Genomic DNA, 11,880 nt, shown 5'->3' on the forward strand with positions numbered 1-11,880 from the left:
TGTCACATGTGCCGCTTCAAACAAGAAAACCAATCGCAACAGTGGCCACACCCATGCTCGACTTTACTGGTTTGGGTATTTTGCAAGAAGCTCTTCAGTTAAACGCAATTTTCATCACGTTGACTGACACGCTTTATCAACTCAAATATCACCACAATTTTGCCAGCGGCATAACCAATCCGGTGAATAAAGACAAATCTGGTGATGCCTTATTCAAGCCTTTGGCAAAACCAAAATCAATCGTCAGTTTATTACTCGGGCTGTAGGTTAACGCAGCCAAAGCTTGGGCAGTGTCGTCGGTGCCGCGTCTGCGTGTGCCGCTGAGTTCTGCCGTGATACCCCATTTTTCAGTGACGGCTAGTGATGCGGATGTTGAAATACCTGTTTGCGTACTGGCAGTACCGGGATCGACCAAGCCCAAACGCGTAAAATTAAGGTTGGCATCTATATGCAGTTTGCCGATGTCTTTACTGTAAATCCCATTCACGCTGTAATCTGTTTTGCCACTACCGATTGTATTTTTAGCGGTAGGTACTTTGACGCTAAACTCCAGTCCAAATGCGGTATCGTCATTCATCAAGAAGGCACGCTTTAATACCAACGTGGTATCACCCAAGCCGCGCTCACGGTTACCCTGATCATCCAAGGATGAAACCACGGCTTCACCGCCGATCAACACCCCCCATTGCGGATTAAACGCCAGCTTTAATTGGTAAGGCAAACTATCTCGTCTGGTTCCATCTTGCCTGGTGCTAAGCAGACCCAATTCCAGTTCTAATTGTCCTGGAAACGGTAATTGTGCTGGACTCGATACCGAGGGGCGGTACGGCGTAACCTCTTCATCATCGGCGTAAGCATAAGCGCAACAACTGAGCAGAGCGAGCAGACTGGTGGTGATCAGATGTGTGCGCGGCATTCTTTATGTCCTATGTCATGGTGAGGCGAAGCGACAAGTTTAAAAATTGAGGGGTAGCGATCGCCGGGGAAACTGAGAGCATTTATAGCTAAATGCCGATCAAAACGTTCTTACTATATTGTTACAGATAAATTCATTTTGACAAAATAAAAACCCTCGCCATCAGCGAGGGTTTTTGCAACATCGATACTAAAAAGTATTAATGCAGTTCGAATAAAAAATGGTTTAATGAGTGACGCGGGTAGTTCTGCCGCTTGACAATAAACGAATGCGATCACCTGGACGGAACAATTCGTCCGCATCTTGTGTAATTGCTTTAATCTCGCCGTTATCAAGTCTGACGGTAATTTCAAAACCCTTAGATTTATTCATATTACCCTCGACAGCCTGGCCTATCATGCCACCTGCAACTGCACCCAAAATACCGGCAGCGATAGAACCGTTACCTTTACCGATGCTGGAGCCAGCAGCGATTCCGCCGACAGCCGCACCTGCAACGGTACCAACACCACTTTGGCCTTTGTCGATGGTAACTTCACGGACAGATTCCACTACACCCATACGTACCGATTGCTCATTTTGAGTCTGACCGGGACGATATACGCTATTGGAAGTAGGCGGTACTGCGCAAGCACTTAATGCGACTACGGCAGTCAGAACGATAATTTTTTTCAAGATAATCTCCAGTAGATGTATAAAAACGATAAAAGTGGCATTAAAAACCAATCCGCAATCTACGCTTGAGTGATTGAATTTAGGCGAAATGATTTATTAATTGACACCATTTTAATCTAAACACGTGTTGGACAAACAGACGACGGCAATCGTTCCGCGGCTAAAGTCACTGCGTTCTGATTTTTGAGCTTAATTTGTTAAAAATGATGTCTAAATTAAATGATTATCAAAAAAGAGTTACTCATATCAGCAAAAAGTCTGGCTACTGAACCAAGCAACTTATCAGATACTTTTACTTAGCAAGCTTAATAAGCAATGTTAAACCGACGATATAAAAATCCCAGCACAAACAAGGGACCAATTAGTAAAAATCGCAGATCGTCAAAGAACGACGGTTTTTTTCCCTCTATCTTATGGCCTATAAACTGACCAACCCAGGCTAATACGAAGATACCCAATGCAGATGGTAAAACCCATCCAGACGGCAATAAATAAAGTATGCTCAACATCAATACGGACATCAGACTCATGCCAATAGCAAATGGCACAGATAAAGAGATGTAGTACACCAATGCCAGCAGCGTCGCACCTATAGAAATCATCGGATGTATGGCCCAAAGTAAACCCAAAACTGTCCACACAATCACTGGGACGCAGACAAAATGGATATATTCATTGGTAGGATTTTGATGGCTCTCGGCATATTTTTCTAACAATTGCTCCACCGCGCGTGCGTCAGTATTGGATTTAATCGCAGTTGTTGGCGTAGAAGCCGGATTACTATTGGTTTTATTCATACTGTTCTCCTTGATATTATTATTGACCACTATCGCGCTCAAACAACGCACAAACAAACATGTTTTGATGCGTCTCATCAAACATGATCATCCATTTATTTTAATCGGTATTTCCATAAAACCAAATTGTTTAGCTAACGTCTTATACGTATGAAAAATCAGTCAGTATTATCCGGCTTTCCGCCAGTAATCAACTTGCAGACGCACACCTTAGTGCTTGGTAGTTTTCCAGGTAAAAAATCATTAGAAATACAGCAATACTATGGATTTAAATACAACCAGTTCTGGCGTCTGATGTCCGCAGTTACTAGCGAGAATCTGGTCGCACTTGATTATGCCGGGCGCCTGTCGCGGCTGCTTGCTCACGGATTTGGTTTGTGGGATGTGATTGATGCTTGCGATCGTGTTGGTAGCTTGGACTCGGATATTCGCAATGCTAAAGTCAATGATTTTTCTCTTTTAAAACAAGAATATCCTGCCCTGCGGCGCATAGGATTTAATGGAAAGACATCCGCCAAGTTTGCGCCACAATTTGCTGCTGTCGGTTTTGACACCTTGCTTTTACCATCCTCCTCGCCTGCTTATGCCATGCGGAGTTTTGAAGAAAAACTAGTTGATTGGCTGGCGCTTAAAGACTAATTTTTACCGCCGCTAATCAGCTTAGAGGCGTAAAAACCAAATCATCATGTAGTTTTTTGTAAAGAGTGTCCATGAAATGACTTTTTTGTTCTCAGTAATCAGTAAAATACTTACATGCTAATCAAACGAAAATCTATAGAAGCCGAAGCCAACTATCGCTCCGGCCCCAGAGCTGCTGCAACTACAGCCCAGAAGTCACCGCGCAAAGCCAAATTTGCCCCGATCACTTTGTCTGAACTGGATGGTGTGCGCTATCTGCATTTTGGTACCGAATGGGTACAAGGTGCGATGCGCTTACGCAAACCCGACTGGCTGGAGCTGGAATACGCGCAGCAAATGATGGCTTGGATGTTGTTTGTCACCGAGCCTAAGTACATCGTGCAATTAGGTCTGGGTACGGGTGCATTGACCAAATTCTGTTATCGCCAGTTTCCACAAGCACGCATTAACGCGGTTGATCTGAACCCTGCCGTCATTACCATTTGCGAGAGTATGTTTAAGCTGCCAGCCAATGATGAGCGTCTTAATGTTGTTGAGATGGACGCCTTAGATTTTGTCAATGATCCGGCCAATGAAGGACAAATCGATATCATGCAAGTCGATTTGTACGACGCAACAGCGAAAGGTCCGGTATTAGATACCGCCGAATTTTACGAAGCCTGCGCTGCTTGCCTGACGCCAAATGGACTCCTGACGGTCAACTTATTTGGCGACCATCCAAGCTACGCTAAAAATTTAAAAGCGCTACGCTTTGTTTTTGATAACGTACTCTGTTTGCCAGAAGTACACGATGGCAACGTCGTCGCTATTGCCTTCAAATCTGCCATCAAACTGGATTTTCCGGTACTGTATGAACGTGCAGCAATCATCAAAGAAATCAGTAAACTACCTGCAAAATCTTGGGTAGATGGATTAAAAGAAACTGCAAAGTCCACCTGCACATTGTCTACATTGAGAACAAAATGACTAAGTCGCCACATCAATCCTTAAACATGCAGCAAATTTTTACCTGGTTGATGGCAGACGGCATTATCCTAAAGGAAAATGCCAAAGCAGAGTTTAATAGCGCGCAAGCCATTCTTAGAAATGGCCCGGCGGCGATGCATACGCTGACGGCAATAGCACAAGCCAAGCTGCATTCGGTAAAAAAGCCGAATCAACAATTAACCTTGGATTGGCTCACCGAGTGGACAGCCAACAAGGTCAAGCTACCTTTTTACCGGATCGATCCATTAAAAATTGACTTCACCAAAGTATCCGATGTGATGTCGTCTAACTACGCGACTCGCTTCAATATTTTGCCCGTAGAATCTACTCAAGACAGCGTCACAATTGCGACTACAGATCCTTTTAATACCGAGTGGCAGGCAGAAATTGCCAAGATCACGCGTAAAGAAATCCGTTTAGTACTAGCAAATCCGCTCGATATTTCTCAATATATTGCACAGTTTTTTTCATTAGCGAAATCGATCAAGGATGCTAAAAAAGCCAGTAGTAATGATCTGTCTCTACGGAATAATTTTGAACAATTAGTCGAGCTAGGCAAAGCCAATAAACAGGTCGACGCCAATGATCAGCACATCATCAATATTGTTGATTGGCTCTGGCAATTTGCGTTTGACCAGCGTGCCTCAGATATCCATCTGGAACCTAAGCGCGAAATGGCCATCATCCGTTTTCGGATCGATGGTGTTTTGCATCAGGTCTACCAGGTCCCTGCGACAGTCATGATTGCGATGACAGCACGGATCAAGTTGCTAGGTCGTATGGATGTGATTGAAAAACGCCGGCCGCAAGATGGTCGTATCAAAACCCGTACTGCTGACGGACAAGAGGTTGAACTCCGTCTATCCACTTTACCGACTGCGTTTGGTGAAAAAGTGGTAATGCGTATTTTTGATCCTGAAGTCGTAGTCAAGACCTTGCCAGAGCTTGGGTTCCCGCCCTTGGATGCAGTGCGCTGGGATCAGCTGACCAGCAAACCACATGGGATTATTTTAGTCACGGGCCCGACTGGCTCGGGTAAAACTACTACGCTATACACCACCTTAAAAGCTCTTGCTACGTCGGATGTAAATGTCTGTACTGTTGAAGACCCTATAGAAATGGTCGAAGCGTCCTTCAATCAAATGCAAGTACAGCCCTCGATTGATCTGAACTTTGCCGATGGCGTGCGCGCCTTGATGCGGCAAGATCCTGACATCATCATGGTCGGTGAGATCCGTGATTTGCCCACTGCAGAGATGGCGATCCAGGCCGCATTGACCGGACATCTGGTACTGTCAACATTGCATACCAACGACGCGCCTTCCGCCATCATGCGCTTGCTAGAATTAGGAGTCCCCTACTATCTGCTGGAGGCAACCATCATCGGGATTCTGGCGCAACGCCTGGTAAGAACTCTATGTAAGCATTGCAAATCAGATGATGGAGAAATGCCCGATGCAGTTTGGAAAAGTCTGACCGAAGAATGGAATCTACCAAAACCGACCACAATTTATCGGCCAGTCGGCTGCCCTGAATGTCGCCTGACAGGCTACAAAGGCCGCACTGGATTATATGAATTGCTAACCGTAACGCTGCCGTTTAGTAAACTCATTAAGCAAGAATCCGATATACATGCGCTAAGAAAGCAAAGTATTGCAGACCAAATGAAGCCCTTGCGTATCGCGGGTGCTTATAAAATTATCGAAGGCCTCACCACAGCGGATGAAGTTTTGAAAGTCACTTCCTCACTGATTTAAATAATGCGACTTGAATAAACTGAGTAATGAATTTCAATATATATACTCCTAGTATGTATATTTTAATTGTCCATAGCTTAATTGGTCAATTTGGTGTTTTTATAAAAAGTAATGGGGAGTATATGCATTACAACAAAAAATATGTATGTAAAAACACTTCATTAAGCAATACGCCTTCTAATTTTTCTCTTCTTTGGATAGCAAGTCTTTAAGCCAAACGCATACCTAAAAATCAGTTCATCACTGCCAACCGTCATTCGTAGAAATATCGCTAACAAGGAATTCCATGCAGATTGCTGTCAAGCGTATATCTGACGATCTAAGATCGAGCTTACTGCTCCAAGTTATCAGCTTGGCTTTGGTGTACGCGCTGCTGGGAAGATTGTCTTTATTGCTCGCCATACCGCCTGGCTATGCGGTCGCAATTTTTCCGCCGGCAGGTATCGCACTTGGCGTAATTCTGACTCGTGGGTATCGCCTGCTACCGGGTGTAGCACTAGGTTCATTGATTGTGAATCTGTTCGTCGCCTGGGAACCGGCTCACCAGATCACCAGCAATAACTTGCTGCTCGCGGTAATCCTTGCCAGCGGTGCGTGTTTGCAAGCCTTCGTCAGTAGCTATTTAGTTCGTCAAAAATTAAAGACCCAATTACAGCGAAACACTGGTCTTGCGCTAGATACCGATAAAGATATTTTTTACTTTTTTATTATGGGCGCCTTACTTGGTTGTATGGTCAGCACCACCTGGGGGACAGTTAGTCTTTATCTATTTGGAATCATCTCTTTAGCGGATATCAGCAGCCACTGGTTAACCTGGTGGATTGGTGACACCTTAGGCGTGTTGATTACCACTCCGCTCGTTCTGATTTTGCTGGCACGACCAAGAGATATATGGCACTTCCGCCGTTATAGCGTCATGCTACCGCTGGTCATTTGTCTGATTACCGTTGTTATTGCATTCGTTTTTATTCGTAACAGAGAAGACCAAAAACAGCGACTTGAGTTCCGTTTGGAAGCAGAGAGAATTAGCCAGAAACTACAAAATAACCTTAATGCTCATGCAGATGCGGTCAAAGATTTAGAGCGCCTGTATTCAGCATCAGAAAAAGTATCCCGCACTGAATTCCATATTTTTACTGAACATCCGCTCACCACACTAAAAGAAATTACTGATCTGCTTTGGGTGCCTAGAGTGCTACGTGCAGATAAAACGAAGTTTGAAGAATCCGTATTACGTGAAGGCTTTATTAGCTTCCAAATTACTGAAAAAAATAGTAACGGAAAAACTGTCCCCGCAGAAGACCGTGAGGATTACTTCCCTATCACCTACATAGAGCCATTTGAAAACGGTAAAAGAGTATTTGGTTTTGACATGGGCAGCACCGCCATCAGGCGCAATGCGATAGAAGAAGCGCGAGATAGCGGCAAACTTGCCGTCACCGATCCCTTGGTACTTCTGTCGGGGGATGACAAGTATTTTTCCGTCTTGTTATACGCACCTATTTATGCACGGGGCAAGTCCGTGACCAATATACAAGAAAGGCGTGACGCATTTCGAGGTACCGCAGTCAGCGTTGTAAGGATAAAAAATCTGGTCGGTGATTTATTGAATGAAGAAAAAAAAGCTAATCTCTTACTTGAATTTTATGACCTGTCTTACCCTGGAAGTAATGGTGTTTTTTATGATTCAATCAAAGTCATCGACACTGCTCATGTTTTCCAATCCACGATTGATTTTGGTAGTCGACAATATGCGTTTCTGGCGCAACCATCAGCGACCTATTGGGCGGCTCATACATCATGGATCACCTGGTTCACCAAATTTGGCAGCCTACTGTTTTCCGCCTTATTAGCTGTTTATGTGCTGGTAGCGACCGCACATACTTTTAATGTAGAAAAATTAGTCGCGCAACGCACCAGTCAACTGCATGAAAGTGAAGCCCGCTTGCGTGCCATCTTAGCCAATGCCGCCGAGGGAATTATCACAACAGATGCGCACGGACTAATCACATCCGCCAATCAATCCGCAGAGATATTGCTCGATTATTCAACAGGTGCATTATTTGGACGTAACATTCTGGAGCTTTTCCCAGAAGTAGAATCAGCCACTTTTTTAGCAGCCTATCTGAATGACCATATAGAATCTGACATGATAGGTGACAACACCATCAGCACCGCCACAGCGGCGCGTAAAGAAGTGGTCGCTAAAAAAAGAACCCATGAAGAAATTCCGCTAGAACTAGCGATGGCTAAAGTAGCGTTAGGAGCACAAAATTTAGTGGTTTTAATTTTGCATGATTTGTCTGAACGAAAACGCATAGAAAAACTTAAAAGCGAATTTGTCTCCTCTGTATCGCACGAGTTACGTACACCACTCACCTCTATCCGCGGCGCACTTGGCTTGTTGGCGGGTGGTGTTGGCGGAGGATTGTCAGATCAGGCAAAAACTTTAGTCACGATGGCAAACAACAATGCCTCTCGCCTGACCTTGTTGATTAATGATTTGCTGGATTTTGAAAAATTAGAATATGGCGGCATCCAGTTCAATGTAGAAAAAATTATCTTGCGTGACCTGGTCAAACAAAGCATTGAAGCGAACCAGGGATATGCGCAAAACTTCTCCATCAAAATGCAGTTTTTCTACGAAGCCTCACCAGCGTCGATGGTCAGTGTTGATACCCAGAGATTGATGCAAGTATTGTCCAATTTACTCTCAAACGCGATCAAATTTTCTCAACAAAATGGAGTAGTAGAAATTCATATTCGTCAGGTTGCAGATTGGGTCAGACTAGAAGTCGTTGACTTTGGGATTGGAATTTCTGCAGACTTCCAAAAAAATATTTTTCAAAAATTTAGTCAGGAAGACGCTAAAGCAACCCGTAAATATGCGGGTACTGGCTTGGGGCTGAGCTTGTCTAAGTCAATGATAGAAAAGATGTCTGGCAAAATTGGCTTCTATAGTGTGGAAGGTCATGGCTCCACTTTTTACGTTGAATTACCGTTGGCGTCGTAGTGCCTTTGAATGCACTATTCTCTGCATCAGACTGTCCTTCTAAAGATAAATTTTTCGCAGCTCTTACGTGAAGTATTCGCTTCAAAATTACTCTTTTCTACATATCCTTCAATACCTATTTCAAGCACCTTGAGGCTCTCTCGATATTTCGTCTGCGATCAGGTGGATTTTATGCAGCCAGTTTTTCCTGATTTTGTGTAACCGTCCAACGCAACCACCTATGAATAGCGATTAATTTGATGCACTCTCCCAACCTGATCACTTTGGAGAGCCCGCATGTCAAGAATGTCAATGCCGGAGTGAAGATGTACCAAATGGCGCGCTAAAAGTGTACCAATCTGGGTTAATAAATAGAGCCGTTGAGACCCTGAATTGTTCTCTTCTCAATGCACATTTCTATACTCTGCAGACTTGGGGTGACGGGCGTAGCCCGTTCCCTCAAGACGTTGCTTTTACGGGTTGGACTCTCCTTTTTCAACAGTGCTGTTTGGTTTGACATTGCGCTGTTGCCGTTTCTTGCTGATGGCCAATCGATACGATTCGCCGTTCATTTCCAGGATGTGGACGTGATGGGTGAGCCTATCGAGCAAGGCACGCAGCCGCTTCTCGTCACTCGCTTCCATCAGCTCATGCACTAGAGTCGCAGCTGTCGTAAAGGCAACGCTGTGTCCTTTCTGACAGGCAGCTAATCCTAGTGCCAGCACAGTATGCGTTTTACCGACACCTGAAGGACCTAGCGCGATGACATTCTCACGTTGATCAATCCACTCGCAGCGCGCTAGTTCCAATACCAGGGATTTGTTCAGGGTCGGCATCGCCATAAAGTCGAAGGTATCCAGACTCTTGGTTACAGGAAACCTGGCCAGCCGGATACGGCGCTGCATTGTGCGGCGTTCACGGTCGATACGTTCCAGTTCGCACAACTGTAATAAATACCGCGGGTAATCCACGCCTTCGCGTGCGCAATCGGCCCCGACCTTCTCATATTCGCGGGCAAAGGTGGGCAGCTTCAGAGCTTTGAAGTGGTTGACTAACAGCACCTGCGGTGCCACCGTGGTGGTCTCGGGTGACCGGGCGACGTCGGTGCTCATACAAGGCGCGCTCCACGTTATGTTGCGCAATTGTCGCAGCCCCGCTAAGCAAGCTCAGATAGCTGCCCGCATCGGTGGTGCAGACCGTGGCGCTCGGCAAATACGGATACAGCGTGAGATCCAACTTGGGAGGCCGTCGCTCGATGGCGCACAGCACCAAATGCTTGATGGCGTCAAAGCTGAGCACACCGAGGTGATGCGCCTGGCCAATGGCATGTTCGACCTTAGAGATACTGAAGGTTTCCAGCAACCGCAGAACCTGGATATATTCCTTGCGTCCGCGCTTGTCCATGCGTGCTTCCAGCAGACGTCGCAGTCGCTCGAAGCGCAGGCAATACCCACTCTTGCAGCGGCGCAGCCTGGTCGAGCGCACGAGGTTTCTTCTCCAGTAAGGCCAGATAGTGCAGCAGGTTCACCACGAAGTCGGCTTTGGCATAGCTACGGCGATGGCGCGCAATACGCTCCAGCTTGCCGACCAGATAGATGTCGACCCAGTCGACGGTGCCTTTGACCAGCACCGCCTGATGGCCATATTGCGTCGGTACCGAATAGTCGTTGCTGCGGTAACGAACCGGCGCTTGCGAAGACACTCTGCTGGTTTGCTTGTGGCTGGCGTCGTAAGGCGTGACCAGCAACGGCATCAATGCCGTCCGGTCGCGAACCAGCCGCTGGGCGATGGTCTCGGATTAACCGTAAGCGCTCCATGAACTACAGCCTTGTAGCACCTCAATAATTTTGGCATCCTCGCTCCACCCTAATTAACACGGAGCGAACATGAAAGCCCAGCCGAACGCAGCCTTCTGGAAAGAACATATAGCGGCAGCTATGCAAGGCCCGGAATCAATCAGCGCGTATGCCAAACGTCATTCCATTTCAACCAAATCACTGTACTACTGGCGTCAGAAAATCATGGAAATTAATTCTGTACCTAAACCAGTCACAGCAATCGTATCGCCATTCGTCGCTGTGCAGGTTCCTCAAAAAATCCATGAGCAGCGCGCTGCCAACTTTGCTCTGGTGCTAGAACAAGGCATCCGACTTGAAATGACTGCAGCGCCTGCACCGGAATGGCTGGCCAATGTCATTCGCGCTATGCAGGGAATGCGTTAATGCATTCGGGCTATCAAATTGGTTAGGTATATTTGTGCCGGGCCGCAGTGGATTTCAGAAAATCGATCAATGGCTTGAGTGTCTTGGTCGAGCAGGTGTTAGGTCTGAATCCATTTGATACAGCACTCTATGTTTTTATTAATCGGCAGCGCACAAAAATGAAGATTTTATACTGGCATCGTAATGGATTCTGTTTGTGGGTGAAGCGTTTAGAATCAGAAAAATTTGCCTGGCCGCCTGAGGATGAATCGGTGACACAATAGATGACATTACAGGAACTGGAATGGCTATTGGAAGGCTTCGATTTATGGAGAAATAAGCCACACAAGACGCTTAATTTTGCTTCAGTTTCATAAGAGGATTGAGTAAGATGGCGTATGCCTTTGAACTCGCCAATCTCATCTTCAGCCACTTCAAAATCACGCCATCCGGTGTTTGCTTTACCGTCGGTTCTGCCAACCAATATCACTGAATTAACCGCACTGCTTTACGCACAACAAGCAGCGCACGAAGCTGAACTGAATCGGGCTATCGCGGCCATAGAACGCGAGGCGCAGGAAAAAATCCAGCATCTGATCGAACAAATGATCCAGGCCAGACACCGCATGTTTGGCGCCAGCTCAGAACAACTCGTCGCGCAGGGGCGATTATTTGACGAAGCCGAAGCGCTGGCTGCTGACAAAACCGATGTCGATGATATCGCTGCCATACCTGGCGCTGAAGAGCCGCCAGACGACACCAACAACAAAAAGAGCAGCAAAGTACCCCGTGGTAAGCGCGGTCCACTTCCTGCAGAATTAAAGCGCATTGATATCGTGCATGATGTGCCGGAAAAGGAACGTACCTGCCCATGCGGCACACCGATGGTGGTTATTGGTGAAGAAATCAGCGAACA

Annotated in this window: 13 protein-coding genes; 7 read left to right on the forward strand and 6 right to left on the reverse strand. The window is 46.1% G+C overall.

The genetic code is table 11. The features are described 5' to 3' along the window. Positions 1 to 148 precede the first annotated feature (148 nt). The 3 genes from AAKU64_RS21200 to AAKU64_RS21210 form a co-directional block, all read right to left on the reverse strand. Positions 149 to 916 (reverse strand): transporter, encoded by a 768-nt coding sequence (locus AAKU64_RS21200; protein ID WP_354362950.1) that lies wholly within the window; start codon positions 914 to 916, stop codon positions 149 to 151. A 225-nt stretch (positions 917 to 1,141) separates the two neighbouring features. Beyond that, positions 1,142 to 1,591 carry an outer membrane lipoprotein gene (locus tag AAKU64_RS21205; protein WP_354362952.1) on the reverse strand — a complete coding sequence of 150 codons (450 nt, stop codon included), beginning with the start codon at positions 1,589 to 1,591 and terminating at the stop codon, positions 1,142 to 1,144. Positions 1,592 to 1,896: 305 nt separating this feature from the next. Then, on the reverse strand, positions 1,897 to 2,388 hold the full coding sequence (locus AAKU64_RS21210) for an Mpo1 family 2-hydroxy fatty acid dioxygenase (RefSeq protein WP_354362953.1): 492 nt from the start codon (positions 2,386 to 2,388) through the stop codon (positions 1,897 to 1,899). A gap of 150 nt (positions 2,389 to 2,538) precedes the next feature. Between AAKU64_RS21210 and AAKU64_RS21215 the strand changes: the two genes are divergently transcribed. The 4 genes from AAKU64_RS21215 to AAKU64_RS21230 all read left to right on the forward strand — a co-directional run bounded on the left by AAKU64_RS21215 (position 2,539) and on the right by AAKU64_RS21230 (position 8,784). Then, a complete protein-coding gene (locus AAKU64_RS21215) occupies positions 2,539 to 3,027 on the forward strand; it encodes a DNA-deoxyinosine glycosylase (RefSeq protein WP_354362955.1) in 489 nt (162 codons plus the stop codon). Positions 3,028 to 3,141: 114 nt separating this feature from the next. Continuing rightward, positions 3,142 to 3,993, forward strand: a complete 852-nt coding sequence (locus AAKU64_RS21220; protein WP_354362956.1) for a spermine/spermidine synthase domain-containing protein — start codon at positions 3,142 to 3,144, stop codon at positions 3,991 to 3,993. Beyond that, complete coding sequence (gene tfpB / locus AAKU64_RS21225) at positions 3,990 to 5,771, forward strand: type IV pilus assembly ATPase TfpB (protein WP_354362957.1); 1,782 nt, start codon at positions 3,990 to 3,992, stop codon at positions 5,769 to 5,771. The genes AAKU64_RS21220 and tfpB overlap by 4 nt, the downstream gene beginning before the upstream one ends. Before the next feature lie 286 nt (positions 5,772 to 6,057). Then, entirely contained in the window at positions 6,058 to 8,784 is a 2,727-nt protein-coding gene (locus AAKU64_RS21230) for a CHASE domain-containing protein (RefSeq protein WP_354362958.1), read from the forward strand. Between the two features lie 452 nt (positions 8,785 to 9,236). Here the strand turns inward: AAKU64_RS21230 and AAKU64_RS21235 are convergent, their stop codons facing one another. The 3 genes from AAKU64_RS21235 to AAKU64_RS21245 are packed head-to-tail and all read right to left on the reverse strand — an operon-like array spanning position 9,237 to position 10,516. Continuing rightward, positions 9,237 to 9,875 carry an ATP-binding protein gene (locus tag AAKU64_RS21235; protein ID WP_354335384.1) on the reverse strand — a complete coding sequence of 213 codons (639 nt, stop codon included), beginning with the start codon at positions 9,873 to 9,875 and terminating at the stop codon, positions 9,237 to 9,239. After that, entirely contained in the window at positions 9,766 to 10,167 is a 402-nt protein-coding gene (locus tag AAKU64_RS21240; RefSeq protein ID WP_354335391.1) for a hypothetical protein, read from the reverse strand. The genes AAKU64_RS21235 and AAKU64_RS21240 overlap by 110 nt, the downstream gene beginning before the upstream one ends. Continuing rightward, entirely contained in the window at positions 10,100 to 10,516 is a 417-nt protein-coding gene (locus AAKU64_RS21245; protein ID WP_354335385.1) for a Mu transposase domain-containing protein, read from the reverse strand. Before AAKU64_RS21245 ends, AAKU64_RS21240 begins: the two co-directional genes overlap by 68 nt. Positions 10,517 to 10,649: 133 nt before the next feature. Between AAKU64_RS21245 and tnpA the strand changes: the two genes are divergently transcribed. The 3 genes from tnpA to AAKU64_RS21260 form a co-directional block, all read left to right on the forward strand. After that, complete coding sequence (tnpA, locus tag AAKU64_RS21250; protein ID WP_354335387.1) at positions 10,650 to 10,985, forward strand: IS66 family insertion sequence element accessory protein TnpA; 336 nt, start codon at positions 10,650 to 10,652, stop codon at positions 10,983 to 10,985. A gap of 32 nt (positions 10,986 to 11,017) precedes the next feature. Beyond that, positions 11,018 to 11,248 (forward strand): IS66 family insertion sequence element accessory protein TnpB, encoded by a 231-nt coding sequence (tnpB, locus tag AAKU64_RS21255; protein ID WP_354335389.1) that lies wholly within the window; start codon positions 11,018 to 11,020, stop codon positions 11,246 to 11,248. 120 nt (positions 11,249 to 11,368) lie between these two features. Further along, positions 11,369 to 11,880: IS66 family transposase (locus AAKU64_RS21260; protein ID WP_503012725.1), on the forward strand; the 512-nt coding region annotated here is incomplete at its 3' end.

Origin of the sequence: Undibacterium sp. GrIS 1.8, assembly GCF_040544445.1 — a bacterium.
Classification (GTDB): domain Bacteria; phylum Pseudomonadota; class Gammaproteobacteria; order Burkholderiales; family Burkholderiaceae_D; genus Undibacterium.

Coding starts and splice junctions, on each gene's coding strand:
- AAKU64_RS21200 (WP_354362950.1), bottom strand. CDS start 916: ATGCCGCGCACACATCTGATCACCACCAGTCTGCTCGCTCTGCTCAGT.
- AAKU64_RS21210 (WP_354362953.1), bottom strand. CDS start 2,388: ATGAATAAAACCAATAGTAATCCGGCTTCTACGCCAACAACTGCGATT.
- AAKU64_RS21215 (WP_354362955.1), top strand. CDS start 2,539: ATGAAAAATCAGTCAGTATTATCCGGCTTTCCGCCAGTAATCAACTTG.
- AAKU64_RS21220 (WP_354362956.1), top strand. CDS start 3,142: ATGCTAATCAAACGAAAATCTATAGAAGCCGAAGCCAACTATCGCTCC.
- tfpB (WP_354362957.1), top strand. CDS start 3,990: ATGACTAAGTCGCCACATCAATCCTTAAACATGCAGCAAATTTTTACC.
- AAKU64_RS21230 (WP_354362958.1), top strand. CDS start 6,058: ATGCAGATTGCTGTCAAGCGTATATCTGACGATCTAAGATCGAGCTTA.
- AAKU64_RS21235 (WP_354335384.1), bottom strand. CDS start 9,875: ATGAGCACCGACGTCGCCCGGTCACCCGAGACCACCACGGTGGCACCG.
- AAKU64_RS21240 (WP_354335391.1), bottom strand. CDS start 10,167: ATGGACAAGCGCGGACGCAAGGAATATATCCAGGTTCTGCGGTTGCTG.
- AAKU64_RS21245 (WP_354335385.1), bottom strand. CDS start 10,516: ATGCCGTTGCTGGTCACGCCTTACGACGCCAGCCACAAGCAAACCAGC.
- tnpA (WP_354335387.1), top strand. CDS start 10,650: ATGAAAGCCCAGCCGAACGCAGCCTTCTGGAAAGAACATATAGCGGCA.